At 62.2% G+C, this 26,378-nt stretch carries 23 protein-coding genes; 10 read left to right on the top strand and 13 right to left on the bottom strand.

Annotation, left to right across the window (positions count from 1 at the left end; translation table 11 throughout):
• Positions 1 to 33 precede the first annotated feature (33 nt).
• The 3 genes from nrdD to H2O75_RS02210 all read left to right on the top strand — a co-directional run bounded on the left by nrdD (position 34) and on the right by H2O75_RS02210 (position 3,601).
• On the top strand, positions 34 to 2,184 hold the full coding sequence (gene nrdD / locus H2O75_RS02200; protein WP_182173043.1) for an anaerobic ribonucleoside-triphosphate reductase: 2,151 nt from the start codon (positions 34 to 36) through the stop codon (positions 2,182 to 2,184).
• Positions 2,185 to 2,186: 2 nt separating this feature from the next.
• Positions 2,187 to 2,819: an anaerobic ribonucleoside-triphosphate reductase activating protein gene (gene nrdG / locus H2O75_RS02205; RefSeq protein ID WP_220462763.1), complete on the top strand. Its 633-nt coding sequence runs from the start codon at positions 2,187 to 2,189 to the stop codon at positions 2,817 to 2,819.
• A gap of 83 nt (positions 2,820 to 2,902) precedes the next feature.
• Positions 2,903 to 3,601, top strand: coding sequence for a lysoplasmalogenase (locus H2O75_RS02210; RefSeq protein WP_182173046.1), 699 nt, complete (start codon positions 2,903 to 2,905; stop codon positions 3,599 to 3,601).
• On the opposite strand, the gene H2O75_RS02215 is transcribed toward H2O75_RS02210, so the two are convergent.
• From H2O75_RS02215 to H2O75_RS02225, 3 genes are all read right to left on the bottom strand, one after another.
• On the bottom strand, positions 3,602 to 5,512 hold the full coding sequence (locus H2O75_RS02215) for a heavy metal translocating P-type ATPase (protein WP_182173049.1): 1,911 nt from the start codon (positions 5,510 to 5,512) through the stop codon (positions 3,602 to 3,604). It abuts the gene before it with no gap.
• 279 nt (positions 5,513 to 5,791) lie between these two features.
• Entirely contained in the window at positions 5,792 to 6,292 is a 501-nt protein-coding gene (locus H2O75_RS02220) for a phosphoribosyltransferase (RefSeq protein WP_182173052.1), read from the bottom strand.
• Between the two features lie 90 nt (positions 6,293 to 6,382).
• Positions 6,383 to 7,342: a diaminopimelate dehydrogenase gene (locus H2O75_RS02225; RefSeq protein WP_182173055.1), complete on the bottom strand. Its 960-nt coding sequence runs from the start codon at positions 7,340 to 7,342 to the stop codon at positions 6,383 to 6,385.
• Between the two features lie 167 nt (positions 7,343 to 7,509).
• On the opposite strand from H2O75_RS02225, the gene H2O75_RS02230 reads away from it, so the two are divergent.
• The 3 genes from H2O75_RS02230 to H2O75_RS02240 all read left to right on the top strand — a co-directional run bounded on the left by H2O75_RS02230 (position 7,510) and on the right by H2O75_RS02240 (position 9,499).
• Positions 7,510 to 8,547 (top strand): LLM class flavin-dependent oxidoreductase, encoded by a 1,038-nt coding sequence (locus tag H2O75_RS02230; protein WP_182173058.1) that lies wholly within the window; start codon positions 7,510 to 7,512, stop codon positions 8,545 to 8,547.
• A gap of 77 nt (positions 8,548 to 8,624) precedes the next feature.
• Positions 8,625 to 9,224, top strand: a complete 600-nt coding sequence (locus H2O75_RS02235; protein WP_182173061.1) for a PepSY domain-containing protein — start codon at positions 8,625 to 8,627, stop codon at positions 9,222 to 9,224.
• On the top strand, positions 9,224 to 9,499 hold the full coding sequence (locus tag H2O75_RS02240) for a GNAT family N-acetyltransferase (RefSeq protein ID WP_182173064.1): 276 nt from the start codon (positions 9,224 to 9,226) through the stop codon (positions 9,497 to 9,499). The genes H2O75_RS02235 and H2O75_RS02240 overlap by 1 nt, the downstream gene beginning before the upstream one ends.
• Before the next feature lie 4 nt (positions 9,500 to 9,503).
• Here the strand turns inward: H2O75_RS02240 and H2O75_RS02245 are convergent, their stop codons facing one another.
• Both H2O75_RS02245 and gnd read right to left on the bottom strand, forming a co-directional pair.
• Positions 9,504 to 10,121: a DNA-3-methyladenine glycosylase I gene (locus H2O75_RS02245; RefSeq protein WP_182173067.1), complete on the bottom strand. Its 618-nt coding sequence runs from the start codon at positions 10,119 to 10,121 to the stop codon at positions 9,504 to 9,506.
• 76 nt (positions 10,122 to 10,197) lie between these two features.
• A complete protein-coding gene (gene gnd, locus H2O75_RS02250) occupies positions 10,198 to 11,652 on the bottom strand; it encodes an NADP-dependent phosphogluconate dehydrogenase (protein WP_220462764.1) in 1,455 nt (484 codons plus the stop codon).
• Positions 11,653 to 11,807: 155 nt separating this feature from the next.
• Between gnd and H2O75_RS02255 the strand changes: the two genes are divergently transcribed.
• Positions 11,808 to 12,479 carry a hypothetical protein gene (locus tag H2O75_RS02255; RefSeq protein WP_182173073.1) on the top strand — a complete coding sequence of 224 codons (672 nt, stop codon included), beginning with the start codon at positions 11,808 to 11,810 and terminating at the stop codon, positions 12,477 to 12,479.
• Between the two features lie 47 nt (positions 12,480 to 12,526).
• On the opposite strand, the gene H2O75_RS02260 is transcribed toward H2O75_RS02255, so the two are convergent.
• From H2O75_RS02260 to H2O75_RS02285, 6 genes are all read right to left on the bottom strand, one after another.
• Positions 12,527 to 14,743, bottom strand: a complete 2,217-nt coding sequence (locus H2O75_RS02260) for an NADP-dependent isocitrate dehydrogenase (protein ID WP_182173076.1) — start codon at positions 14,741 to 14,743, stop codon at positions 12,527 to 12,529.
• A gap of 95 nt (positions 14,744 to 14,838) precedes the next feature.
• Positions 14,839 to 15,858: a DUF808 domain-containing protein gene (locus H2O75_RS02265; RefSeq protein ID WP_182173079.1), complete on the bottom strand. Its 1,020-nt coding sequence runs from the start codon at positions 15,856 to 15,858 to the stop codon at positions 14,839 to 14,841.
• Positions 15,859 to 15,957: 99 nt separating this feature from the next.
• Entirely contained in the window at positions 15,958 to 16,842 is an 885-nt protein-coding gene (locus H2O75_RS02270) for a patatin-like phospholipase family protein (protein ID WP_182173082.1), read from the bottom strand.
• Between the two features lie 51 nt (positions 16,843 to 16,893).
• Positions 16,894 to 17,718, bottom strand: a complete 825-nt coding sequence (locus H2O75_RS02275; RefSeq protein ID WP_182173085.1) for a pseudouridine synthase — start codon at positions 17,716 to 17,718, stop codon at positions 16,894 to 16,896.
• Positions 17,705 to 20,290, bottom strand: coding sequence for an ATP-binding protein (locus H2O75_RS02280; protein WP_182173088.1), 2,586 nt, complete (start codon positions 20,288 to 20,290; stop codon positions 17,705 to 17,707). The genes H2O75_RS02275 and H2O75_RS02280 overlap by 14 nt, the downstream gene beginning before the upstream one ends.
• Positions 20,287 to 21,408, bottom strand: coding sequence for a metallophosphoesterase family protein (locus tag H2O75_RS02285; protein WP_182173091.1), 1,122 nt, complete (start codon positions 21,406 to 21,408; stop codon positions 20,287 to 20,289). Before H2O75_RS02285 ends, H2O75_RS02280 begins: the two co-directional genes overlap by 4 nt.
• Before the next feature lie 123 nt (positions 21,409 to 21,531).
• Between H2O75_RS02285 and H2O75_RS02290 the strand changes: the two genes are divergently transcribed.
• Positions 21,532 to 22,500: a patatin-like phospholipase family protein gene (locus H2O75_RS02290; protein ID WP_204736235.1), complete on the top strand. Its 969-nt coding sequence runs from the start codon at positions 21,532 to 21,534 to the stop codon at positions 22,498 to 22,500.
• Here the strand turns inward: H2O75_RS02290 and zupT are convergent.
• On the bottom strand, positions 22,497 to 23,300 hold the full coding sequence (gene zupT / locus H2O75_RS02295; RefSeq protein WP_182173094.1) for a zinc transporter ZupT: 804 nt from the start codon (positions 23,298 to 23,300) through the stop codon (positions 22,497 to 22,499). The genes H2O75_RS02290 and zupT overlap by 4 nt on opposite strands.
• Before the next feature lie 203 nt (positions 23,301 to 23,503).
• Between zupT and H2O75_RS02300 the strand changes: the two genes are divergently transcribed.
• Positions 23,504 to 24,097 carry a GNAT family N-acetyltransferase gene (locus H2O75_RS02300; protein ID WP_182173097.1) on the top strand — a complete coding sequence of 198 codons (594 nt, stop codon included), beginning with the start codon at positions 23,504 to 23,506 and terminating at the stop codon, positions 24,095 to 24,097.
• Positions 24,098 to 24,156: 59 nt separating this feature from the next.
• On the opposite strand, the gene H2O75_RS02305 is transcribed toward H2O75_RS02300, so the two are convergent.
• Positions 24,157 to 24,699 (bottom strand): YceI family protein, encoded by a 543-nt coding sequence (locus tag H2O75_RS02305; protein WP_182173100.1) that lies wholly within the window; start codon positions 24,697 to 24,699, stop codon positions 24,157 to 24,159.
• Positions 24,700 to 24,870: 171 nt separating this feature from the next.
• On the opposite strand from H2O75_RS02305, the gene H2O75_RS02310 reads away from it, so the two are divergent.
• Positions 24,871 to 26,121, top strand: a complete 1,251-nt coding sequence (locus H2O75_RS02310) for a M18 family aminopeptidase (protein WP_182173103.1) — start codon at positions 24,871 to 24,873, stop codon at positions 26,119 to 26,121.
• Positions 26,122 to 26,378 lie beyond the last annotated feature (257 nt).

A 26,378-nucleotide genomic window follows, 5' to 3' on the forward strand; every position in this document is an offset into this window, starting at 1 on the left:
ATATGTAGTGTTCATATTCAAAAGGAGCACAAGATGTCGTTATTGTCGGGAGTTTCCACGCTCGTGGTGAAGCGTGATGGTCGCACCGCTAAGTTCGATCCGGCAAAGATCTATCGCGCCATCAGCGCCGCCCTGCTCAGCCGCGGCATCGAGGATCATGACTTCACCGCGGCCGCGACAGCGGACGTCGTCGCATCCCTGAGCGGCGGTGAGCTGGACATCCCCACCATTCAGAAAGCGGTCGAGGATCGGCTCATGAAGTCCGAATATCCCGAAGTGGCTCGGGCCTACATCGAATACCGGCATGATCGGGATGTCGAACGTGAACGCGCCATGGACGTGCAGTACTCGGTGGGGCGGCTCCTGCGGCGGGACAAGACTGTCGTGAACGAGAACGCGAACAAGGACGCAACGGTTTTCAACACGCAGCGCGACCTGACGGCCGGCTCCGTCGCCAAAGCGTACGCATTGAAGGAACTCCTGCCCCCGCATGTCGCCAACGCCCACATCAAGGGTGACATCCACTTCCACGACCTCGATTACAACCCGTTCCAGCCGATGACGAACTGCTGCCTCATCGATATTCCCTCGATGCTGAGCGAAGGATTCCAGATCGGCAATGCTCGCGTGGAGTCTCCTCGATCGATCAACACTGCCACTGCACAGATCGCCCAGATCATCGCCAATGTTGCCTCCAGCCAGTATGGCGGGTGCTCCGTCGATCGCACGGATGAGGTGCTCGCGCCGTTCGCTCGCATCAACTACGACAAGCACATGGCGGATGCTGAAGTGTGGGTCGCCGAAGACAAGCGGGAAGAATACGCGATGGCGAAGACCCGCAAAGACATCTACGACGCCATGCAGTCACTCGAATACGAGATCAACACCCTCTACTCATCGAACGGGCAGACTCCGTTCGTCACGCTCGGATTCGGCCTCGGCGAAGGCGTGTTCGAGAGGGAGATCCAGAAGGCTATTCTCGCCGTCCGCATCGGCGGCATCGGCAAAGACCGCCACACCGCGATCTTCCCGAAGCTCGTCTTCGGTCTGCGCCGGGGAGTCAACCTCGAACCATCCGACCCGAATTACGACATCAAGCAGCTCGCTCTCGAATGTTCGACGAAGCGCATGTACCCCGACGTCATCTCCTATGACAAGCTGACCGAGATCGAGGGCGACTACAAGGTTCCCATGGGCTGCCGCTCCTTCCTTCCCAAGTGGATCGACCCGACAACGGGGGAGGCCGTCAACGCTGGCCGCAACAATCTCGGAGTCGTCACCCTCAACATCCCTCGCATCGCCATCGAAGCACGCGGAGACAAGGCCAAGTTCTGGAAGCTCGTGGGGGAGAGGATGGAGATCCTCAAGGATGCGCTCCTGTTCCGCATCCGCCGCTGCGAAGAGGCCGTCCCGGAGAATGCACCGATCCTCTACAAGCACGGCGCTCTCGGCCTCCGAGCAGAAGAAGGCGCCGACTCGGTCAAAGAGTTCTTCCGCGCGCACCGCGCCACCGCCTCAATCGGGTACATCGGGCTCTATGAGGCCGCAACCTGCTTCTATGGGCCGGAGTGGGAAACGGATCGCGAGGCCAAAGAGTTCACTCTCGACATCGTCCGCACGCTCAACCACTACGCGGAAGAATGGCGCGCAGAATACCCATACTGGTTCTCCGTCTACGCCACGCCCTCCGAGTCCCTCACCGACCGGTTCTGCCGACTCGATCGCGAGAAGTTCGGGGACGTCCCCGACGTGACCGACAAGGACTACTACACGAACTCCTATCATTACGACGTCCGCAAGAAGATCACCCCGTTCGAGAAGATCGACTTCGAATCCGAATACCCCCAGTATTCCAAGGGCGGCTTCATCCACTACTGCGAATACCCCAAGCTCACCCACAATACGAAGGCGCTCGAGACGGTGTGGGACTACGCCTACGACAGGGTGGCCTATCTCGGCACCAACACGCCGATCGACCGCTGCTACGAGTGCGGCTTCGAGGGAGAGTTCTCGCCGACAGCGGAAGGCTTCGCCTGCCCCGATTGCGGGAACGATGATCCCAAGACCTGCGACGTGGTCAAACGGACGTGCGGATACCTCGGCAACCCGCAGCGTCGCCCGATGGTGCACGGACGGCACACCGAGATCGCGAGCCGCGTCAAGCACATGGACGAGCAGGAGTAGACGTGCCGAGAGTAGACGCGGACGGCATCACGCAGCCGGGCAGTGGCGAGTGGGACGGTCTCGTCCTCTCGTCGCGCCGCGTCGCCGACTACAAGCCGTACACATTCGTCGACGGGGAGGGCGTCCGCTGCTCTCTCTACGTTGCGGGATGCCCATTCACGTGCCCGGGTTGCTACAACGAAGCAGCCCAATCCTTCCGCTACGGCACCCCTTACAGTCAAGAGCTGGAAGATCGCATCCTCACCGATCTCGCCAAGCCCTATGTGGCGGGACTATCCCTCCTCGGCGGCGAACCGATGCTGGCCACGCCGATCCTGCTCCCACTCGCGCAGAGGGTCTCGGCGGAGTTCGCGGGTGAAAAGACCATCTGGATCTGGTCCGGATATACGTACGAGCAGATCATGGCGGACACGGAGGACAAGATCGCCCTCCTCGACCTGTGCGACGTCCTGGTCGACGGCCCGTTTATCCAACGGCTCTACCACCACGATCTGGCTTTCCGCGGGTCGGCGAACCAGCGCATCATCGATCTTGCGGCTTCCCGCGCGCGCGGAACCGCTGTGCCGTGGCACAGCTCAGGGCCGGACAGAGAGGATTCCGTCCCCTTTCTCGCACCCGCCCCACCACCATCCTAAGAACCGGGCCGTTTCAGGGGCTTATTCCTGTACGCTTTCGGTTAATCCCACTCCCGAGATGCGGGAGGGGCGAGGAGAAGGCCATGGATCCTGAGACACGGACCGGGGTCCCAGCCCATATCGCGGCAACATCGGCACTCCTTGTTGTCGTCCTCGTGCACCTCATCGGACAGCTCTTCGTCCCCTCATCATTCGCCACGCAGGCGAGCCAGGTCCTCCTCATGCCCGCACTCGCGGGAGTGCTCTATGCCGCGACGAGCCGCCCGCGTCCCCTCCTCGTCAAACTGGGGTTGCTCGCGCTGTTCTTCTCCTGGCTGGGAGACACGGTGCCGCGCTTCCTGTCGGGTGATGCCGGGTTCTTGGCCATGGTGGGCGGCTTTCTCCTCGCCCAGGCTGTCTACGTGATTGCGCTGTGGCCCTACCGGTCCCGCTCGATCGCGGCGAAACCTCTCCTTGTCGCACCCTATGTCGCGGTCGCGATCGCTCTCCTCTCCCTGTGCGTGGGCAGTGCGGGAGCACTTGCGGTTCCTATCATCATCTATGCGGGCGTGATTGTGGCGATGGCGGTACTTGCCACGGGGCTGAGCTTCACGGCAGCGTGCGGCGGAGCGGTCTTTCTCCTGTCAGACTCACTGATCGCGCTCAACGCCTTCGCCGATATCACTCTCCCCGGCCACGGCTTCTGGGTCATGGTCACCTATGTCCTCGGCCAGAGTCTTCTCGTCCAGGCCATCATCCGGCAGAGCGAACAGGCGCAGGGCCTGCCTCTCGGCAGGCCCTGATCAGCGTCGGACAGTCTCGAGACGAGACTCCTCTGGCAGACGTTTCGTCACCCGGGGCGGCCTCTTTCTCAAGAGCCGCATTGCGTTGAGGATGACGATGAGGACGGAGAGTTCGTGGACGAGCATCCCGATCGTCATCGTCACACCTCCGGCAAAAACCCCTGCCAGGAGCGCCACGACTGTCACGAGCGCAATCACGATGTTCTGTTTCATGACAGCGACGGTCCGCTTCGCAAGATCGAGGGCCCTGGGGAGCTTCATGAGATCATCGGCGATGAGTGCGATGTCGGCGGTCTCGATCGCAACATCGGTTCCTCCCGCTCCCATCGCCACACCGATGTCGGCCACGGCAAGCGCCGGAGCGTCGTTCACACCATCTCCCACCATGGCAACGCGGTAGCCCTGGGCTTGGAGATCCTGGATCGCCTCGAGCTTGTCGTCTGGAAGGAGACCCGCACGGACGTCATCGATTCCCGTCTGAGCGGCGATAGCTCGTGCGACGAGTGCCGAGTCACCGGTGAGCATGACGACACGCGTGACACCTGCTCGATGCAGATCGGCCACCATCTGTCGCGCTTCGCTCCGAATCGTGTCGGCGACGGCGATCACACCGATGGTCTCACCGTCCACAGCGACGAGCATGGCGGTCTTCCCTGCGGCTGCTAGGCGCTCCGCATGACGATTCGCGTCGTCTATGAGAATGCCTTCGCGTTCGAGGAGTGCCGTGTTGCCGACAAGGATGCGGCGGCCACCCTCGGTGGCGATGATTCCCATACCTGTCACATTCTCGGTCGTGTCCGGGAATCCGGGCCCCAACAGTCCCTTCTCGGCGGCAGCGGAGACGATGGGTGCCGAGAGCGGATGCTCGGATCCGGACTCCGCAATCCCCGCCCATCCCACCACCTCATCAGCCGTGTGATCTCCGAGAGCGACAATATCCGTCAACGTGGGTCTTCCCTCAGTGAGGGTGCCCGTCTTATCGAGCGCGACAGCGGTGATCTTGGCGGCGTTCTCGACGTATTCCCCGCCCTTGATAAGAATCCCTTCGGTTGCGGCACGGCCGATCCCTGCGACGATGGCGACGGGAATGGAGATGACGAGCGCCCCCGGACATCCGATGACAAGCAGTGTCAGAGCGAGCGTGACGTTGCCGGTGATGAGCCCTCCCGCTATCGCGAGGATGATGATGCCGGGGGTGTACCACTGGGAGAAACGATCGATGAAGGCCTGCGTCTTCGCCTTCGCCTCGGCGGCCTCCTCGACGCGGGTGATGATCTTCGCCAGCGTCGTGTCGGCACCGACGCCTGTCGCCTTGACGGTGATGAGGCCCCCCGTCGACATCGTCCCCGCGAACACCAGATCGCCCTCCGTCTTCTCGGCGGGAATCGATTCGCCCGTGATGCTCGACTGGTCAAGGGTTCCCCGGCCGGTGACGACCATGCCATCGACGGGAGCCTTCGCGCCGTTCTTGATGACGACAGTCTCACCGATTCTCACGGTGTGCGCAGGTACCTCGACCTGCTCGCCGCCGCGCAGAACAATCGCTGTATCAGGAGCCACCTCGATGAGCTCGGAGAGAGCGGACCGAGTCTTGTTCATGGTCCGTGCCTCAAGGGCGTGACCGAAGGCGAAGAGGAAGGTGACCGCCGCTGCTTCCCAATAGTTTCCGATGACGATCGCGCCGATCGCGGCGATCGTGACGAGCAGATCGATCGCTATGGAACCGCGGCTCAAGGCTCGCACCGCCTGACGTGCGATGGGGAAGCCTGCCGCCACTGCGGCAGCGACCATGAGGATGCTTCCCCACAGGGTTGAGTCGAGGACGAATTCTGCCGTCCACGAGGAAAGGATGAAGAGGCCGGCGATCGCGGGAGTGGCCCACGGGCCGTTGAACCATAGTCGAAGTGTCATGAGTGTCCGTTCGTAGTGCTGACACTCATGAATCTAGGAGGGGCGGACGATTGACTCCATGACGGCGATCAATGAACGGCATGATGGCTGATGATCGCCGGACTGCGACGATCGCACCGCATTGGTGGCCTGGCAGGTGGGATGCGGCAGGCGCTCGGCCGCGACTCGAGGCTCAGGCCAACAGGACGGGCGCGCTCGATTCTGCGGTCTGCCGGCGCGAACCGGATAGGCGGGGCGCGAGCGGACCCTCTCGAGCCGGGGATACACCCCGGGCCCCGTTTAGCGCGCCGTGACGGGCGGTTCAGCGGACCACGGGAACACGATCCACTGGTCGGTGTGGCGCCACACGTAGTCCGGCTTCACGACAGATCGCGGCTTGCCATAGATGACGGCAGAGCGGACGTCCGCACCGTCCTTCGTCAGGAGGTCGATCACGAGGGCGAGAGTGCGTCCCGAATCCGCCACGTCATCGACAACGAGCAGGTTCTTGCCTGCGATGTTCTCCGTGTCGAGGAGAGGAGCGAGGAGGACGGGGTCCGGAAGAGTCTCTTCAACGTCCGTGTAGAACTCGACGTTGATCGCGTCGGAAAGCTTGACGCCGAGAGAGTAGGAGAGCGCTCCTGCCGGGAGCAGGCCGCCGCGTGCGACGGCGATGATGATCTCGGGCACGAAGCCTGAGTCTGCGATGGTCTGGGCGAGTTCCCGCGAAGCAGTTCCGAACCCTTCCCAGGTCAGAACCTCTTTAGAGTCCAGGTCGGTTGAATCCGCGTGGTAGGCCATCCTTCTCCTTCTCGTCGTGAGACAGATGCTACCCCGCCGCATATGCAACGGGGTAGCCGACTGGGTCCGATAGGCCTGTGACGTGCGCTCTTAGACGTCTCGCGTGAGCAACTCCTCAAGAGATTCCGGTGCGAGGAGGTAGGGCGGGACCTCGAGGACGCTGAAAGCCCCGGTCAGTCCAGCATCTTTCAGTCGGTAGGCGGCGCGACCATAGGCGACCTGCACGGCCGCGGTGAAGTCAGGATTCGATTCGAGGGCAAGGGAGAATTCGACGGCATTCGTCGTTCCGCCCAGCGTTCCCGAGGTGATGACGTGCCCGCCGTGGGGAAGCCCCTGATGATCGCGGGCGAAGTCCTCCTCGGAGATGAAATGGACTTCGACCTCGTAGCCGACGAAATAGTCGGGCATGGTGACGATCTCCTCGCGGATGCGATCCTGGTCCGACTCATCGGCCACCACCCAGCATTGGCGCAGGTGTGCGCCGTGCCCGGTGACGTCTGCGCCGTGGCCGCCCCGTGCCGCCTCGATCGCGTCTTCGCGCGGAATCGTGTACTGGACGGCCTTCTTCACGCCGTCGATTCTCCGCAGAGCATCCGAGTGTCCCTGCGACACTCCCTTGCCCCAGAACGTGTTCTGCTGCGAGGTGGGGAAGATTGACGAGGCGATCGTGCGGTTGAGCGAGAACAGGCCCGGATCCCAGCCGGTCGACACGATGGCGACGTTGCCGCTGTCTGCGGCAGCTTCATCCATGGCCTCGTAGTGGGCGGGGATCTTCTTATGGTTGTCGTAGGTGTCGACCGTGGAGAAGGAGGCGGCGAAAGCGGTGGCCTGCTCGGGGATATCGGTCGCGCTGCCCAGGCACAGGAACAACACATCGACGCTGTCGCGATACGAGTCGATGTCGGCCACGGGGTAGACCGGGGTGTCGGTGTCGAGTTCGGCCCTGCGTGAGAAGATGCCGACGAGCTCCATGTCCGGCTGGTTGCGGATATTCTCCTCAACGCTCCGCCCAAGATTCCCGTATCCCACGATCGCAGTTCTGATAGTCATGCTGGAGTCCTCCCCGAAATAGTCGTACGCCTAAGGCTAAGGCGCGGGGCGCCTGTCAGTCGACAGTAGCCGCGCGGCGGCCACGAGAGAAAAAACGCACACAACACCGGGAATATAGTTGCGATTTCAACTGTTGTAGGTGGTGGAATCTATAGGAAGAAGGACACATGGGTATGGTCGAGTTCGGCATCAACACATTCGGGGATATGACGACCGGTTCGGACGGCACACCCAAGAGTGCCGCGCAGGTAATACGTGACGTCATCGAGGAAGCCGTCCTTGCGGACTCCCTCGGCATCGATGCCATCGGGCTCGGCGAACACCACCGCGACGACTATGCGATCTCCGCGCCCGACATGATCCTCGGCGCCATCGCCTCCCGCACCGAACACATCAAGCTGGGAACGGCCGTCACCGTGCTCTCCTCCGATGACCCGCTGCGCGTCTTCGAACGCTTTGCCACGCTCGATGCGATCAGCCGGGGTCGCGCCGAAGTTGTCCTCGGGCGCGGCTCGTTCACCGAGTCCTTCCCACTGTTCGGCTACAAGCTGTCCGACTACAACGTGCTCTTCGATGAGAAGTTCGAGATCTTCAGCCAGGCATTGACAGAGAAGCCTATCCGCTGGTCGGGAACCCATCGTCTGCCGATCGAGGGTGCACTCCTCATGCCGCCGACAGAGAACGGCTTGTCGGCCTGGGTCGGTGTCGGCGGGTCCCCCGAATCCGTCATCCGCTCAGTCCAGCGCGGGATCCCGATGATGCTCGCCATTATCGGCGGAGCGCCCGGGAGGTTCCGCCCCTTCGTCGATCTCTACGAGCGGGCCCAGAAAGAGTTCGGCGTGACGAACCCGATGCCGCTCGGCATGCACTCCCCGGGGCATGTCGCAGAAACCGACGAGCAGGCCCGCGCAGAACTATGGGAACCTTTCCGGGAGAACAGGACCAGGATCGGACGCGAGCGGGGATGGGGCGACCCCACGTATGAGGACTTCATCGACGAGATCGAACACGGTGCGCTCTTCGTCGGATCACCCGCGACTGTCGCTCAGAAAATCTACGACACGATCCGCATTCTCGACGTCGACCGCTTCGACTTCAAATATGCGAACGGTCCCATGCCGCACGAACAGCTCATGACCTCTCTCGATCTGTACGGCGGCACCGTCGTCCCGCGCGTCAAGGAGATGCTGTCACGGGCCTCCTAACCTCCTTCTCATCTGACTCTCAGACTGCGCCGCTAGTATCGACGCAGTCATGGACATCCCGACGGAGGAAAACACACATGCGGACAACAACGATTGGCCTAGCGGCCGCCCTGGCCCTGACCCTTACGGCATGCTCCGACACGAGCGACGATGCCGACCTGCCTCAGGAGACCACCGTTCCAGCGGAGTCTGACGAACCCACATCGGAAGCCCCCGAGACTGACGCTGGCGCGTCACCCGACCGTTCGATCGACATTCGCGGCCACGAGTTCGCGGTGACCCTCGAGGAGGCTCTCGAGAAGAGCCGCGCCGAGACCGGCGAAGGAATCATCCACTCGGTCGGCATGGATTGGTGGCTGGACGGAACGGCGGGTGCGTGGGTGTGGGAAGTGGATACCATCGCGAACGGTGAGGAGTGGGAGCTCGACATCGATGCCACGTCCGGCGAGATTCGCCAAACCGAACGCTCCGCGACCGATGATGAGGAGAAGGCACTCGATTTCGAGGCGATCATCGACTACGAGGTTGCCATGGCGAGTGCGCAGGCGAGCGGACGAGTGACCGGATGGGACCTCGAATGGGATGACGGTCGTATGGTCTACTCCATCGAGTTCGAGGACGACATCGACGTCACGGTCGACGCCACGACTGGCGATGTGATCGAGGTCGATGAGTGATGGAGATCAGGAGACACCCGGACCGCTACGAGCTTGAGGTCGACGGAGACGTGATCGGTCACCTCGAGATCGTCATCGACGGCTCCACCCTGACGGCGACGAGCACCGTTGTCGATCCTGCCCATGGCGGGCAGGGATACGCGGGGATGTTGGTGAAGAGAATGCTGGACGATGCTCGGGAAGAGGGCCTGTCCGTCATCCCAGCCTGCTCGTACGTGGCCGCCTATATCGCTAAGCACGAGGAATACTCGGACCTGCTCGCGTCCTCGGACTAGCGTCTCACGTGGCGGCGCGGACAACATCCGCGACAGCGAGTGCCACCGGTTCGCGCCGCCACGAACCGGCCGGATGATCGTTGACGATGCCGATCGCCTGCATCATCGCATAGACGGTGACCGGCCCGAGGTGGCGGAAGCCTCTCGACTTGAGCTCCCGTGCGAGCGCCTGCGACTGTGGTGACTCGGCAGGCATGTCACGCTCCTCGTACAGCGGATGCTCTGCGGGGCGATACGACCAGACGAGAGCGGGAAGGCCCGACTCGATCGGTCCCCGCCCCCGGAGCTCGGGATCGCGGCGTAATTCCCGCACGGCTCGAGCATTCTCAATCGTCGCGACGATCTTTCGACGATTGCGGATGATCGTCTCATCTGCCACGAGCCCCGCCTCGTCATCCTCGGTGAACTCGCTGACCGCATCGGGATCGAAGCCGGCAAAGGCCACGCGGAAGGCCTCCCGGCGTGCAAGGATCGTCGTCCATGACAGCCCCGACTGAAACACCTCGAGGGACAGACGCTCGAAGACGCCCCGCTCCGACGTGACCGGCATGCCCCACTCGGTGTCGTAGTAGTCACGTTCGAGATCGCTTCGTTCCGCCCAAGCCGGCCGTTGATGTGTCATGGCTCAAGCCTAGGGCCCCCGAAAGAGCGCACGCCCGCTATCCACCTGTGGACGCGGGCGTGCGGATGGTTGCTGTCTAGCTCCAGCGGGACTCGCTGCGATCTGCCGACCATTCGGTGTGGTAGACGCCCTCACGGTCAACGCGCAGGTAGGTGTGGGCTCCGAAGAAGTCGCGCTGCCCCTGGATCAGGGCCGCGGGAAGACGATCAGCGCGAACACCGTCGAAGTAGGACAGGGACGAGGAGAAGGCCGGGAGGGGGATGCCGGCCAGGGCGCCCTGCGCCACGATCTGGCGAAGGGCAGGGATGCACTCGTTGATCTTGGGGGCGAACTTCTCGTCAGCCATGAGGAGCGGAAGATCGGGATTATCTGCGTACGCCTCGGTGATATCGCCGAGGAAGACAGCGCGGATAATGCAGCCAGCCCGCCAGATCTTCGCGAGATCGCCCTTGTTGATCTCCCAGCCGTACTCATCGGCACCGGCTTGGATGAGGTCAAAGCCCTGTGAATAGGCAACGATCTTCGACGCATACAGTGCTTGACGCACCTGTTCGATGAAAACCTCACGGTCAGCGACAGCGATCGGCGTGGCATGGCCTTCGAGCGGGCCGGAGGCCGAGCGCTGGGTCGGAGAGGAGGATAGTCCGCGGGCGAAGGTGGCCTCCCCGATTCCCGTCACCGGAACGCCGAGTTCGAGAGCGGTCTGGACCGTCCACGCTCCCGTGCCCTTCTGGCTCGCAGCGTCGACGATGACATCGACGAGAGCCTTGCCCGTCTCTGCATCATTCTGGCGCAGCACCTCGGACGTGATCTCGATGAGATAAGAGTTGAGCTCCGTACCCATCCAGCTCTCGAAGATATCCGCGATCTGAGCGGGCGAGTCACCCAACCCCTGCCTCAGCAGGTCATAGGCTTCTGCGATCAGCTGCATGTCAGCATATTCGATGCCGTTGTGCACCATTTTGACGAAGTGCCCGGCACCGTCGGTCGAAATATAGGCGCAGCACGGCTCCCCATCAACGTGGGCGGAGATCTGCTCGAGCATCGGGCCCAGACGAGCATAGGATTCGGCGGTGCCACCCGGCATGATCGACGGACCCTCAAGAGCGCCCTCTTCGCCGCCGGAAATACCGGCCCCGACGAAGTGCAGCCCGCGCGCCTGGCAGGCCTGCTCGCGGCGGATCGTGTCCTTGAAGTAGGCATTGCCGCAGTCGACGATGATGTCGCCCTCGTCCATGTGCTCCGCGAGCTGGTCGATGATGGCGTCGGTCGCTGAACCCGCCTGGACGAGGATGATGGCCACGCGAGGGCGGGAAAGCGAGGCGACGAAGTCGGCGATATCGGCGGACGGAACGAAGGTCCCCTCGTGGCCGTGCTCAGCGATCAGAGTCTCGGTACGACCGTAGCTTCGGTTGTAGACCGCCACCGAATACTTGTTGCGTGCCAGGTTGCGGGCAAGGTTTGCGCCCATGACCGCGAGCCCGACAACACCAATGTCGGCAGTTCCAGCGCGATTCTCGCTCATATCCATCTCCTTCTCCCCGCGGGGTGTCAGGTTCGATCTTCCCACTTCTGGGAGCGACCGTGAAATAGGGTCCCGTTCTGTTCACCATCCGAAAAACGGTGAGGCGGATAGAAATCACCAACACCGCGCGGCGGGGAGCAAGCCAGCCTAGGATGATGGGTGTGGAAGTCATCTGCGTACGAACACCGGGCTCCGTGCTGGCCGCACTGGAGATCAGGGAAGACTTCTCGATGATCGAACGGCGCGCCCAATCTCCGGGGCGCGGGCTCAGTCTCGCCGTCGCGTCAGCAGGATCCGACGTGCTTCTGTCCAACCGGATATCCGACGAAGCCGAAGCCACGATCCTCCTCGACGATGACTCGCGGATCCTCCACCTCGTCGGTGTGCCCTTCGCGGTAGGAACAGCCAGACTCACCGGATTGGAGATCGACGAGTTCGGACTCTGGGCCCGCCCCATCCAGCACGGCATCATCCAAACAGGAGATGTCGTCCGTGCAATCCCCCACGAGGCAGGAAACAAGAAGGGTCCCTTCCCTCGCATGCCAGACGGACTGCCCGATGCTCCCCACAACGGGGAAGAACGATTCAGCGCCCCCTACGAGAAGCGTGCCGAGCACCTCTGGGAGGCGATGATCGCCGCCGGCTGTCAGCCCTCGTTCGAATGGGCGGGGACTGAAGACGGCGAAGCCCTCGTCGGTCGTGACGGCAGCGACAGTGTTCTCCTCGTCATCGACCTCGAGGACCCGACACAGCAGAATGCCATCGACACTCTCATCGCCACGGGAGACCTCGCGTCGTGGATCACGGAAGAACTCCAAGGCAGAACGCACTAGGCGCCCACCAATCCTGGCGGGCGCCTAGTGCGTGCTCAGCGACGGAGCTACCCGCGCAGCGGGTCGATGATCGCGTTGAACGTGGCTGACGGTCGCATGACAGCCGCCGCCTTCGCGGGGTCGGGACGGTAGTAGCCGCCGAGATCCGCGGGGCTTCCCTGAATGCTTACCAGCTCTTCCGCAATAGCATCCGCATTCGCCTCAAGCGCCTCAGCCACCGGCGCGAACACGGCGGCCAGCGCCTCGTCCTCCGTCTGGTCGGCCAACGCCCGAGCCCAGTAGACAGCAAGGTAGAAGTGGCTGCCGCGATTGTCGATCTCACCGGTGCGGCGAGACGGAGACCGTCCCTCGTTGAGAAGCTTCTCCGTCGCCTCATCGAGGCCGTCGGCGAGAATCCGGGGGCGGTCAGAGCCGTCAACCCGGGCCTGATGCCGGAGCGATTCGGCCAGCGCGAGGAACTCGCCGAGAGAATCCCACCGAAGATGGTTCTCATCCGTCAGCTGCTGCACGTGCTTCGGTGCGGAGCCTCCCGCGCCGGTCTCGAACAGTCCGCCCCCGTTCATCAGCGGCACGACCGACAGCATCTTCGCCGACGTGCCGAGCTCGAGAATCGGGAAGAGATCCGTGAGATAGTCGCGAAGCACGTTGCCGGTGACAGAGATCGTGTCCTCCCCGCGGCGCAGCCGGTCAACGCTGAACCGGGTCGCCTCCACGGGGGAGAGGATCCTCAGGTCCAGACCATCCGTATCCTCGTCCTGAAGGTACGTGCGGACCTTCTCGATGAGGGCACGATCGTGCGAACGCTCCGGATCGAGCCAGAAGACCGCTGGCATGCCAGACAGGCGGGCGCGCCGAACAGCAAGAGACACCCAGTCCCTGATCGGAGCATCCTTCGCCTGGCAGGCGCGCACAATGTCGCCGGCCGCCACCGTGTGGCTCATCAGCACAGCCCCGTCCGCGCTTCGCACCTCGACGGTGCCGGCGGACGCGACCTCGAACGTCTTATCGTGCGACCCGTACTCTTCTGCCTTCTGCGCCATGAGGCCGACGTTCGGGACGGTACCCATCGTCGTCGGATCGAAAGCGCCGTTCTTCTTGCAATCCTCGATGACGGCGGCGTAAACCCCGGCATATGACGAGTCGGGGATAACGGCGAGAGTGTCGGCTTCGGCGCCGTCAGGGCCCCACATGTGACCGGAGGAGCGGATCATGGCCGGCATGGAGGCATCGACGATGACATCGGAAGGCACGTGAAGGTTCGTGATCCCGCGATCGGAGTTCACCATGGCAAGGGCAGGGCCCTCCGCCATCTCCTTCTCGAAGGAAGCCGCAATCGCTTCCCCGTTCTCAACCCGTGATAGTCCGTCGAGGATGCCGCCGAGGCCGTTCTCGGCCGTCAGGCCAGCCGCCTTCAGCTCTGCCCCGTAATCGGCAAAGGTGCGGGGGAAGAATGCTCGAACAACATGACCGAAGATGATCGGGTCAGAGACCTTCATCATCGTGGCCTTGAGGTGGACAGAGAACAGCACCCCCGCATGTTTCGCCGCATTGATCTGCTCGACGAGGAAACGATCGAGTGCGGCAGCAGACATGACCGTCGAATCGACGACCTCGCCCTCAAGAACCGGGATCGATTCGCGAAGAACAGTCTCAGTCCCATTGTCATCCACGTGGACGATAGAGAGGGTATCCGCCGCCGGCATGACAACCGTCTGCTCGTTCGCACGGAAATCATCACCTGACATCGTTGCGACGCGAGTCTTCGAGTCGGGCGACCAGGCGCCCATCGAATGAGGATGTCGGCGGGTGTAGTTCTTGATGACCTGGGGTGCCCTCCGATCGGAGTTGCCCTCACGCAGGACAGGGTTCACGGCCGAGCCCTTCACTCCGTCATAGCGGGACTTGATGTCCCTCTCCGTGTCATCAGCAGGCTGATCCGGATAGTCCGGTACAGGGATCCCCTGGGACTGGAGTTCGGCGATCGCGGCCTTCAGCTGAGGCATCGAGGCGGAGATGTTCGGGAGCTTGATGATATTCGCGTCCGGCGTCTTTGCCAGATCCCCCAGCTCAGACAGCGCATCCGGTTGGCGCTGATCCTCCGGGAGATAGTCGGATAGTGCGGCGATGATGCGGCCGGCCAGAGAGATATCCCTGGTCTCGACGTCGACATCCGCCTGTGAAGCGAACGCTTGGAGCACGGGCAGGAAAGACTCCGTGGCCAGCATCGGTGCTTCGTCGGTGTGCGTATATATAATGGGCGACATGCGCAGGCCCTCCTCGTTGAGAATGGTTCATCTCAACAATATCCAAGTCCGCGCCAATACTCGTAACCTGCACCACAGGGCGTGGGCTTGCAGCGCTACAGCCCTGTCGCGTTATCGTCCTTTGTCGTCGCAGTCGAACCCGGAGCGTCGGACGTGTTCTGCTTCGCTGTCTCCGTCTTCCCGTGGTGTCCGCGCTTGGCGAGGATCGGGTGGACGACGGCGAGGACGAGGAGGCCCCACGCGAGACCGATCACGAGAGAGATCGTCGTATCCACCAGCCAGGCGAGAAGGCCGCCGATAACGGCGACGTTCTCAACCGCCCCGGCGAGGGAGTGGATCAGGTCATGGATGGGGTCGAAGCCGAGTTCGTGAATGCCGTTGAGAATAATGTGCCCACCGACCCACAGCATCGCGAAGGTTCCGATGATCGTGATCGCATTCATGACCTTCGGCATCGCGCTGACGAGCCCAAGGCCAATCCTCTTCGAGGTCGGTGAAGGACGCTGCGCGAGACGAAGCCCCACGTCGTCCATCTTCACCAGCAGCGCGACCGCCCCGTACACGACGCCCGTGATCACCACGGCAACGACGACAAGGATCGCAGCGCGCACCCAGAACGTTTCATCGATGACCTGATCGAGTGAGATGACCATGATCTCGGCAGACAGCACGAAGTCGGTCGTGATCGCACTGCGGACGACCTTGTCCTCCGCCTCCGCGCCCTGCTGCACGGCAGGGACGGCCCTCTCGGCGTGCTTCCCGCGAAGCTTCTCATACACCTTCTCCGCGCCCTCGTAGCAGAGATAGGTGCCGCCGATCATGAGGATCGGCGTGAGCAGGCCCGGCAGGAACTCCGATAGGAGCAGCACCACCGGCAAGATGAAGAGCAGCTTGTTCCGTATCGAACCGATCGCGATCTTCTTAATGATCGGCAGCTCTCGATTCGGGTGTGCGCCATCGACATACTGGGGGGTGACCGCAGCATCGTCAATGACGACGCCGGCCGCCTTCGCACTCGCTTTCATGGCACCCGCAGCGACATCGTCGACAGACGCTGCTGCCATGCGAGCAAGGGCCGCTACATCGTCAAACAGGGCAACCAGTCCACCGGCCATCGAAAACCTCCTCCAGTCTCCCGGCAGTATTCCGGCAGATAGGGGATACTATCTCACGGCCACCGGTCCGACGCAGTGCCGACAACCTGTGTCGTGATGTCAGAGCCCGACGAATTCGCGCCAGTGCGGAAGCTCGCGCTGCGCCTGCTCGAGACCGGCAATGTACGAGGCCCTCAGTTTGGATATGTTCCGCTCCGTCGAGGAGACAGTCATATTCTCGGGAAAGAAGAGAACGGCTCGACCTTCCTCCTCCAACGCCAAGAGCCGCTCCTTCGTCTCGTTGTAGCGCTCCGCCCGCGTCAGGAGAGCCTCCGCAACCGCCGGATACTTCCGGAACGCGCGGTCGATGAAACGGGGGTTCCGCGGCGGCAGCTTCCAATAGTCGCGAGGGCGCGTGAGGATGACGAGGAAACGAGAATAGCCGTCGGCCTCGGCGGCCTCAAGAGCAACGCCTCCGGAGGAGCCGACCGCTCCATCCACCCACTGCTCACCGTCGATCGTGACGATCGGCATGAGGCCGGGCATCGTCGATGATGCCTGGACGCGGATCGTGATCTCGGGAGTCGTCCCCAGGTCGTCTCGACCCCAGTAAACAGTCTCTCCTGTCACGGCATTGAAACCGCCGATGCGGACCTGGGCAGGATTCGCGAGAAAGGTCTCCATGTCGAACGGCAGGGCCTGACCTGGTCCAGCCGTCTGCTGGTAGATGTACTCGGCGTTGAACAGTCCCTTGCCACGAATGAAGGTCCGCATACTGCCGAAATTCGGGTCAGCCGCGAAGTCCGTAAAGGACAGACGAGAGCGCCGCACATCGCGCGACACATAGTTCAGGGTGTTCGATGAGCCGGCAGAAATCCCGCCAACCCAATCCAGGTATATGTCATTGCGCAGGAGCGTGCTGACAACCGCTGACGTGTAGGACGCTCTCATTCCACCCCCTTCGAAGATCAGGGCGGTGTCGGTGACATTGTTGTGCAGGGTCATATCTCTCCTTCGGTCCTCAGCGTACTCGCCGACGTCAACGCTCGAGCTGTGTCAGGGGAATGACAATGTTTGGACTGTCGACACGGTGACGGCACTGCCGTCAACCGGATCGAGAAAGGATAAGTTTCGTGCCAGGAGTGCGATGCGATCCGGATAACCGGCGCCGGGACCGTAGAGGCAATCGCCGAGGATGGGGATCCCGAGGGCACTCGCATGCGCTCGGATCTGATGCCTCTGGCCGGTTAAAGGGCAGGCTTCGTAGCGAGACAGCTCCCCGCGTGTTTCGAGCAGCCTGAACCGCGTCGTCGCATTCGCTTCCCCTTCGACTTCTCGCGTCCTCCCGCGCTGTCCGGAAAGCCGAGATGAGTAGCTGGAGGGAATCGTCTCCCTTGTCTTCGCAATGAACTCATAGGTCTTGTGCACGAGTCGATGCTCGAATAGCGACTGATAGGCTCCCCGATAGTGGGGAGCAGTGATGAGGAGGAGCACACCTGTGGTGGCTCGATCAAGGCGATGTGCGCACACAACGTCATCCCCGAACTGTCTCCTCGCCTGGACAAGCACTGACCGGGCCACGTAGGAGCCCTTCGGGGTGGTGGCAATACCTGCAGGCTTGTCGATCACCACGTAACGGTCGGTCCGTGCAAGAACAGGCAGATCAATGTCGACCTCGTCGGGCACAGGACGGTGAATGGCCACTCGATCGGCGTCGACGAACCCAATATCGCCTCGAGAGACAGCATCCTCCACATCTGCACGCGTGACTGAGGCTCCCTTCTGTTCGAGTGCCGCAGCCACACGGTCGACGAGATTCGCGCCCGACCCCACCTGGAGGATGGTGGGGGAGACGCCGCGTCTGGGATCAGAGACTGACACGTCTCGCTCGCGACAGTCCCGCGAACCGGTCCTCATTCGCAGTGAAGATGATGATCTGGCTCGCGGTTTTCAGCGATCCAATGGCGTCGATGACGCGATGGAGCTTCAACCGATCGGAGTAGCCGAGAGTGTCATCGAGGAGGACAGGCACAGCATCGTCGGGGGACACGAGCGACGCGGTTGCGAGTCGGATAAGGATCGACATCTGTTCCCGGGCTCCCGTCGACAGGTCGTCGAATGGGATGAGGTCACCATCGAGAAATCGTCCCGAGACGCTGAGGTCGTCCGCGATCTCAACATCGAAGGTTGGATTCTGATAGGTGAGGCGGCCCAGCTTCTGCAGAGCCCCGCGGAACGGCTCGATGTACTTCCGTTGTGTCTCCGACTTGTGCTTCTTCAGAACATCCTCGAGGAGTTTCGCTGCCAATGCCCGCGATTGAAGCGAGTCACGTTCAGCAGTCGCGTATTCGACCTCGCTGAGTGCCCGGTCGAAGGCGAGCTGGATCGCGTCCCGCTGCAGGGTCTCGAGGACGTGCCTCTTCACGCGAACATCCGATGTCTTCTCGGAGAGGAGCGAGCGCAGGCCCTCGACGTGTTTCTTATGGAGTTCGTAGTCTGTGATCAGAGCGTGTCCGCCAGAACTCACCAGCTCAGCCTCAAGGCTTTCGACCTTGTCCTTGGCTTCCGTCAGCCTCATCGTGGCCGCCTTGAGGCTTTCGCCCAGGGCTTCGTCCGTTGCCGCCGCGCGCTCCGTCTCAAGGTCCGCCTGGGCCCTCGTGACAGCCAGGCGCTGATTCATCACTTGTCCTGTCGTGGCGGCCAGCTCGGTGCGCAATGACGAGATCCGGTTCTGCTGGTCGGACAGGATCTCTTCGACAGTCGCAATCTCCGCTTCGAGGCTCTTGTGTCGCTCGGTCAGTGCGTCGATATCACCCTCAACCGCTTCCTCTGGCTTGCTGAGGACGGCTTTCAACCGTACGAGATTGTCGCGGAGCTGCTCCGCAGACGACCCCTGCAGTTTATCGATTCTGCGCTCGCGCAGTCTCGACAGTTTCGCTGTTCCCTCCTCATACGCTGTGACCGCTGTCTTCAAGTCGGCCACGGAGGACGCACCTTCGGCGGCCAATGCTTGAGAGAGTTCGGCCCTCATGCGCTCCAGCTCGCGGCTGTTCGAGTCCGCATCCTGGTCTGGTACGACCGTCATGGACACCGTCCCCGGTATCTCGACAGTGAGTTCCTCGAGAACGGCACGATCAAGGCCATCGTCTCCGAGTGCCGTCTCCTCACCGTCTAGCACGATCGTGGGAGCGCCGAGGGACGTGATGCGGATCCTTGCCGCACCGGCAGAGGCGGCCGCCTCAGCGAGCGCGATGTCTCGTTCAAGGTCGACAACCCGTTCGAGGGATTCACTGCTGGCAGGGACGAGGGCGCCCTCAAGCTCGGCGATGTCGGTCGACAAGGTGTCGTAGTCGGAGAGGAGCGTTGTCACCCGGTCCAATTCGAGGCGCGCCGTGCTGCGCCGCTCGAACTCGCGCGCGGACTCGAGCGCCTTCTTGACCGCTGCAAGGTCGGACTTGAGGCCCGCTATCTTGTCCTGCGTGTCCGTCAGCGATGCCACGAGTGGAGCGAGCGCCTCACTTTGTGTCTTTTCCGTGCCGGATAGTTCTGTCAGCGCTTCTTCGGCTGTTGTGACCGCCTCCGCAAGATGTTCCCGTCGGGCCACCTTTTCCGAGGCGTCCGCGACGTCGCGCTCAATGGACTCGACCAGTTTCTGCGCATCCTCGCGGGCGGACTGCAAGGCCTGTGCCTTCTCCGCCTGCTCCGCAAGTTCCGCCAGGGTCGCTTCCTGATCTTCGAGGTTGGCTTTTCGATCGGCCGCATCGGCTTCCAGGCTAGCAAGCTCATCGATGAGAGCGGTGAGCTTGTCCTTCTCCGCTTGAGCGTTGGCCAGCTTCTCTTCCGCTGCCGTGACCCTCTTCCCCGCATCGACAAGGATCTTTCCGTCGTTTCGAGTCGGCGTATAGTACCGGTTGGCTTCGGCCGTCACTCGTTCCATGAGAGGACCGCTTGTCCCGTCCTCTGACGTGCCGCCCGCCTGCTCATCCAAAGCCCGCTGCAGGGCGGTCGATGCGCTGAGCGGGGATCGAGAAAGGGCGCTCCCCTGCATGAGCCGGGAGGCTTCCCACAGGTGGGTGTCGAGATTGCTCCAGAGCTCCTCGGCGGCCTCGTGTGCCTGGCCCGCCTTGAGCGTCGTCCCTCGACGCGGCCCCTCGACGAAGCTCAAGACGGTTTCGCGTGCGGAAATCCAGCGCTTGCGATAGGTGACGACCTCGGGCCCGATGCGAAAGGTTGCCTCGACTTCCGGGCCGACGTCCCTCCCCACGGGCTGGCAGTTGCGGATGATCTGCGAATTCGAGTTGTCCTTGAACTTCAGGAGATAGTCGAAAGCATCGATGAGGGATGACTTACCGATCTCATTGTGGCCGGACACGATCGTGACGCCGTCATCGAATGTCACCTCCTGCTTTGTGATACCGCGGAAGTTCTTGACGCGTAAGGACAGCAGTTTCATGAGGTCGCTCCCAACCGGTAGAGAAGAAGGAGTGCGTCGCTCGCGGTTTTGTCACCCTGTTGAGCGAGTTCGCGCAGTTCTGCCATGGCCTCTGCCGCGAACCCGGAAAGCCCGAGGAGGCTCTCATCAGCATCATCGGGGACCACGACCAGATCCGTGTGTCGTTCCCATTTGTACACTGACGCAAAAACGTGAGTCTGCGCCTCGAGGAGACGCTCGAGAGCCGCCGCCGCCGCCATCGAGAGAGTGCCCGTGAGAACTGTGCGGACGATCGCGCAATCCTTGTGGGTGATCGACGCAAAGTCAGACTCGAGCAGGGCGATGTCCTCCATCGACGACACGTGCCTATGGATATCGACGTGCAGCCAGCGCCCGATTTCATGCCGCGTTGTCGTGACAGTGGACCCGTCAAGGGTGACGGCGAGTGCCGTTCCTCGGGACTTCTCCCGAGGACCTGTCGACTCGTGTGTTCCGGAATAGTTGATGGCCCCAGTTTCGGGATCGGTCCAGCAGATATGGCGGTCACCGAGCGCGACATAGTCGACGAGACCATCCCGAACTGCGCCACGGAGCGCCGCCGTATCGACGAGGGTCTCGGATTGCTTGTCCGGGTCGAGGACGTCGAGCATGCCGTGCGCGACGAGAATCCGGGTCTTGTCCGTCGGCTTGAGGCTGGCCAGGATGCCGGTGACGGGATCGTGGCCGGGATGCTTCGTATACCAAGGGCATGCGACGATCTCGACGGATGGTGAAACATCGAAGGGGCCCTCGTGATCAAGGATCGTGACATTGTCGGGCCGCGACGAGTGGGCTTCTCCGGACCATATCGAGCCGGGGCCAAGTGGGTCATGGTTGCCCGGGAGGAGATAGATGGGAAGGCGCGTCTCCGCCATTGCCTCGTATGCTCGTACGACGTCGCGCGTGGATAGGTTGGCGTGCTCAAAGACATCGCCTGCGACGACGATGAACTGGGCGCCTTCACTGTGCGCGAGTTCCCCGATCGTGCGAATAGTGTCGACTCGGGCGCCCGTGTACCTGGCCTGAGCTTCGTCGCTCAGGTACTTCCTGGTCATGCCGAGCTGCCAGTCGGCGCTGTGAATGAAGGTTACTGAGGTCATGAAACCACTCTACGATGCGATTAGGGCGCTTCTGGCTTCGAAAGACGACAACAGTGGTCTGCGCGGTGTCGCGGGATATTCCGGCTCAGGGTAACGTTCGCAGGAGGGAGCGATGGGAGACTCATGAAGGTTGCATTGGTGCTCGGTTCCGGCGGCGCGAGAGGCTATGCGCACATCGGCGTTATCGAGGAGATCAAGAGACGCGGGCACGACATCGTGACGATCTCCGGAACGTCGATGGGCTCGATCATCGGCGGGATGGAGGCGGCAGGGCGACTGGAGGAGTTCACCGACTGGGCGACTGGACTGACCCAGCTCGACGTCCTCAGGCTTTACGACCTTGCACTCTCGCAGCCGGGAATCATCAAGGCCGATAAGATCTTCCAGGCGATCGGGACGATGATCGATCACGTCAATATCGAGGACCTGTCAATCCCCTTCACCGCGGTGGCGACAGATATCGTCAACTATCGCGAGGTCTGGTTCCAACGCGGATCACTGGAGATGGCGATGCGAGCATCGTGCGCGATCCCGACCTTCATCACCCCCGTCATGATCAATGGCAAGATCCTTGCCGACGGCGGGCTCATGAACCCGGTTCCCGTCGAACCGACAGCCGCTATTCCCTCTGACCTGACGATTGCGGTGTCACTCGCGGGGCGCCCGAACACCGTCCTCTCGGCCTCCGCTGTCAATGCCGGCCACGCTGACGATGTGGATGAGAACCGCCAGACACTCTCCGACCGGCTACGCAAGGGCGTTGCCGGTCTCATCGACGTCGGCCTGTTCCGCCGCGAGGACGACAGAGCGGTTGATGATGAGGGGACTGACGCGAGCCCTCAGGTCAAGACTGCCCCGCTCTATGAGGTCGGCAAACTTCCCTCGGATCTCAATACGATGGGCGTGGTCAACATGTCTCTCGAGACGATGCAGTCCCTGATCGCGCGCTATCGGGCCGCGGCGAACCCAGTAAATGTTCACATCGATGTCCCGGCGGCTGTCAGCGGCACGCTCGACTTCCATAAAGCCTCAGAAGTGATCGAGGTTGGGCGCCAGATGGCGATGACGGCCTTCGACGAGGCAGGAATCTAGTTGAGAAGCAGAAGCGAGAGCGCCATGACACCCATGCCCGCCACCATCGAATAGATGGCGACGTGATGTTTGCCGAACTCCTCTGCGGACGGAAGGAGCTCATCGACCGATATGAAGATCATGATCCCGGCGACCGCGGCGAGCGACATGCCCATGAGAGTGTCGGACACAAAGGTTGACAGGACGAGGAAGCCGACCAGAGCGCCGAGGGGTTCGGCAAGCCCGGATGCTGCGGACAGCCAGAAGGCCTTCGCGCGGCTACCTGTCGCATAGTAGATAGGCGCAGATACCGCGATTCCCTCGGGAATGTTGTGCAGGCCGATAGCGACGGCGATGGGGATGGCAACCTCGGGGTCATTGATCGCGGACAGGAACGTCGCGAACCCCTCGGGGAAGTTGTGGATGCCGATGGCGAATGCCGTCACCATGCCCATTCTCATGAGGCGGGCACGCTGCGCTGAGTCAATCCCGGAGATCGCGTTCGTGATCTCGTGCGGGTTCATCTCAGACGGCACCACTTTGTCGATGACGGCGATGAGGCCCATGCCCCCGAAGAATCCCAGAACGGTGGCCCACGGCCCCCACTGTTCCCCGAGATCGTTGGTCAGAGCGACTTCGGCCTTGGGGAAGATCTCGATCATCGACACATAGATCATGACGCCCGCCGAGAAGCCGAGCATCGACGACAAGAAGGCGGGCGATTGCTTCTTTGAGAGGAAAGCGATGAGGGAACCGATTGCGGTCGCTAGGCCGGCCGCCAGGGTGATGCCGAACGCGAAGAGCAGGTTACCTGACTCCATGACCACCCCCTATGTCTGCGGACAACCCCACCATAAAGTTTCGGTCCACCGAAATTATAGGACTAAAGGGGGCGCGGTGCGTGTCGAGGCGTCATTCCCGAACGTGGGAATGTCCTCGACTGATAACGCGTGATCGTGGGAAGTGAGATGCTAAAGAGGAACGATAGCTGCCGCCATGCGGCACACGAGAAATGAGGTGACCAGTGATCGTTGTACCCGCGACGAAGAACGACGTCGATGAGGTGGTCCGTAATCTGGGCCGGACATTCGCAGCAGACCCATCGCTGGGCTGGGTGCTGCGTAAGGCGTCGGATCCGGTCGGCATTTTCACCGCCTACTACGACATTATCGTGCGAGAAGCGCTAGAAATCGGCAATGTCGACGTGGCGAAAGAGGGGGATGATTTCCTCGGTACCGCCGTGTGGCTCCCGCCGGGCGTTCACTTCTCCACGCGATCATCGTTGAAAGCTCTGCCGCTCTTGAGACATACCGGCACGGCCGCCCCGACACTCCTGCGGTATCTGCGTGCCACAACGACAGTGAAGCTCCCGTTCCCCGCCTGGTACCTTGCGGTCATCTCCGTCGACGAGAAAGCCCGAGGAAAGGGCGTCGGCTCCGCGCTGCTCGATGCCGGCGTGGAGCGTTTCGGCGATGACGCGGCCATGCTCGAAGCCACCTCGGCCCGCGCGGCAGAGCTCTACGAATCTCGCGGGTTCTTCCCACTCGGTGAGCTCAAGACGCCCGCGCCAACCCCCGAGATCATCATGTGGCGCCCCGCGCGGTCAACCGCCTCATAGAAGCAGGGCCCCATACAGGTAGCCCCCGGCACATGCCGGGGACTACCTGTGTAAAAGACTTAGGCCGTCTTGATCGCGGAGATCTCGAACTCAAGCGTGATCTTCTCGGAGACGAGGAGGCCGCCGGTTGCGAGGGGGACGTCGAAGTCGATGTTCCAGTCCTTGCGGTTCACGACGACGGAGCCTTCGAGGCCCACGCGCTCGTTGCCGAACGGATCCTCGGCCACGCCCATGAAGTCGAAGTCGATGGTGACGGGCTTGGTGATGCCCTTGATGGTGAGATCGCCAGCGACAGACAGCGTATCGCCCGATGCGGTGATGTCGGTGGAGGCGAAAGTGATCTCGGGGTAGTTCTCGGAATCGAAGAACTCGGCGCTGCGGACGTGGTTGTCACGGTCCTCGTTGCGAGTATCGATCGAAGCTGACTTGATGACGATGTTGATCGACGCATCCTGCAGGTTCTCGCCGGTCGTGGCGGTGCCCTCGAAATCGGAGAAGCGGCCGCGGACCTTCGTGACCATGGCGTGACGTGCCACGAAGCCGAGCTGGGTATGCGAGGTGTCGAGGGTGTAGGTGCCGGAGAGTTCGTTGAGGTTGGCCATGTTGAGTCCTTCGTGTTGATGATCGTGGGCGGCTTCCACCGCGTCGTCAAACAGTCTGACAGAATATGATTGAAAGATCAACTGTTCAGAATTGAAAGAGTGAGTGACGCTCGACACGGGGTGCTCGTGCCTGGTCAGTCCGAGCAAACGGCGGTCCGGTACGGTTGACGCATGAATGCTCGTACGCACAGCGAAGATTTCGCTTCCTTCATCTCTGCCAGCCCATCTTCCTTCCATGCGGCCCACGAGGTCGCGCGGCGACTCGAACGGAACGGGTACACCCTCCACAGCGAGGTTGAAGCCTGGGATGCATCACCCGGCGGCCACGTTCTCGTCCGCGACGGCGCCGTCATGGCCTGGTGGGTTCCCGAGACATTGACTGACCTGTCGTTCTCGATCGTCGGCGTGCACACGGACTCGCCAACCTTCAAGGTCAAGCCCCACGCGCAGTCGAACGTCGAAGGGTATGGACAGGTCAACGTCGAAACATACGGCGGTCTCCTCTCGAACTCGTGGCTTAACCGCGACCTCGCGCTCGCGGGCCGCGTCTTCACGGCCGACGGACAGCACCTCGTGCGCACAGGGCCGCTCATGGTCATTCCCCAACTCGCCATCCACCTAGACAGGTCGGCCCGCGACGGGGTGACACTGAACAGCCAGCAGCACCTCCATCCCATCTTCACCGTGGGGGAGCGGAATCTCCTCGACCATGTGGCCGCGCTCGCGGGCGTCGGCGATATTCTCGGCTTCGACCTTGTCGCGTCCGATACGCAGGAGCCGCAGTGGCTCGGTGCTGACGGTGAGTTCTTTGCGGCGGGCAGGCAGGACAACCTGCTCTCCGTCCACGCCGCCGTCACTGCGATGGAACGTTTGGCGTCGACGAGCGGGTCGGTTGCCGTCATGGCGGCCTTCGATCATGAGGAGATCGGCTCGCGCACCGCCACGGGAGCCGCCGGCCCCATTCTCGAGACAGTCCTGCGGCGCACGGCCTTTGCTCTCGGTGCAGTGACCGAAGAGGACGTCCAGAGAGCCTTTGCCCGCTCCTCTTGCCTGAGCGCGGATTGCGGCCATGCCGTCCATCCGAACTACGGAGAGAAGCACGACCCCGCGCATCGTCCCATTCTCGGTGGAGGGCCGCTCCTCAAGCACAATGCGAATCAGGCATATACGACTGATGGATGGGGCACGGCGCTCTGGCGTTCCGTGTGTGATCGTGCCGGAATAGAGGCCCAGGACTTCGTGTCCCGCAACGATGTCCCGTGCGGTTCCACTATCGGGCCGTTGACTGCCGCCCGCCTCGGCATCCGGACCATCGACGTCGGCGCCCCGCTGCTGTCGATGCACTCGGTCCGAGAACTGAGCCACGTAGACGACGCTGAGGCGATGTCCCGCGCGATCGAATCCTACTGGTCCATGTCGTAGGGGCCTGCGAGGCGCGATGACGCCGAGCAAGGATTGCCCATAGCGTCCACATCGTGGGACGACGTGACCATGGGCAATCCTCGGTCGAGGAGGCTCGCACGGTCAGCGGTGACAAATAGTGTGGTTTTGTACGATTTGACCACCGTTTGGCGCACTCTCATCATTTGTAACAAACTGATAAAAGAATGGCGCGACTCGGACAATAGGTTCGACAGCCAGGGGCGCCTATGTATACTGCAGTGACTTAACACGACAGG

Source organism: Flaviflexus equikiangi, assembly GCF_014069875.1.
Classification (GTDB): Bacteria; Actinomycetota; Actinomycetes; order Actinomycetales; family Actinomycetaceae; genus Flaviflexus; species Flaviflexus equikiangi.

Excerpts from the sequence above, each read along its gene's own strand:
- nrdD (WP_182173043.1), top strand. The coding sequence starts at position 34 with ATGTCGTTATTGTCGGGAGTTTCCACGCTCGTGGTGAAGCGTGATGGT.
- H2O75_RS02210 (WP_182173046.1), top strand. The coding sequence starts at position 2,903 with ATGGATCCTGAGACACGGACCGGGGTCCCAGCCCATATCGCGGCAACA.
- H2O75_RS02215 (WP_182173049.1), bottom strand. The coding sequence starts at position 5,512 with ATGACACTTCGACTATGGTTCAACGGCCCGTGGGCCACTCCCGCGATC.
- H2O75_RS02220 (WP_182173052.1), bottom strand. The coding sequence starts at position 6,292 with ATGGCCTACCACGCGGATTCAACCGACCTGGACTCTAAAGAGGTTCTG.
- H2O75_RS02225 (WP_182173055.1), bottom strand. The coding sequence starts at position 7,342 with ATGACTATCAGAACTGCGATCGTGGGATACGGGAATCTTGGGCGGAGC.
- H2O75_RS02230 (WP_182173058.1), top strand. The coding sequence starts at position 7,510 with ATGGGTATGGTCGAGTTCGGCATCAACACATTCGGGGATATGACGACC.
- H2O75_RS02235 (WP_182173061.1), top strand. The coding sequence starts at position 8,625 with ATGCGGACAACAACGATTGGCCTAGCGGCCGCCCTGGCCCTGACCCTT.
- H2O75_RS02240 (WP_182173064.1), top strand. The coding sequence starts at position 9,224 with ATGGAGATCAGGAGACACCCGGACCGCTACGAGCTTGAGGTCGACGGA.
- H2O75_RS02245 (WP_182173067.1), bottom strand. The coding sequence starts at position 10,121 with ATGACACATCAACGGCCGGCTTGGGCGGAACGAAGCGATCTCGAACGT.
- gnd (WP_220462764.1), bottom strand. The coding sequence starts at position 11,652 with ATGGATATGAGCGAGAATCGCGCTGGAACTGCCGACATTGGTGTTGTC.
- H2O75_RS02260 (WP_182173076.1), bottom strand. The coding sequence starts at position 14,743 with ATGTCGCCCATTATATATACGCACACCGACGAAGCACCGATGCTGGCC.
- H2O75_RS02265 (WP_182173079.1), bottom strand. The coding sequence starts at position 15,858 with ATGGCCGGTGGACTGGTTGCCCTGTTTGACGATGTAGCGGCCCTTGCT.
- H2O75_RS02270 (WP_182173082.1), bottom strand. The coding sequence starts at position 16,842 with ATGACCCTGCACAACAATGTCACCGACACCGCCCTGATCTTCGAAGGG.
- H2O75_RS02280 (WP_182173088.1), bottom strand. The coding sequence starts at position 20,290 with ATGAAACTGCTGTCCTTACGCGTCAAGAACTTCCGCGGTATCACAAAG.
- H2O75_RS02285 (WP_182173091.1), bottom strand. The coding sequence starts at position 21,408 with ATGACCTCAGTAACCTTCATTCACAGCGCCGACTGGCAGCTCGGCATG.
- H2O75_RS02290 (WP_204736235.1), top strand. The coding sequence starts at position 21,532 with ATGAAGGTTGCATTGGTGCTCGGTTCCGGCGGCGCGAGAGGCTATGCG.
- zupT (WP_182173094.1), bottom strand. The coding sequence starts at position 23,300 with ATGGAGTCAGGTAACCTGCTCTTCGCGTTCGGCATCACCCTGGCGGCC.
- H2O75_RS02305 (WP_182173100.1), bottom strand. The coding sequence starts at position 24,699 with ATGGCCAACCTCAACGAACTCTCCGGCACCTACACCCTCGACACCTCG.
- H2O75_RS02310 (WP_182173103.1), top strand. The coding sequence starts at position 24,871 with ATGAATGCTCGTACGCACAGCGAAGATTTCGCTTCCTTCATCTCTGCC.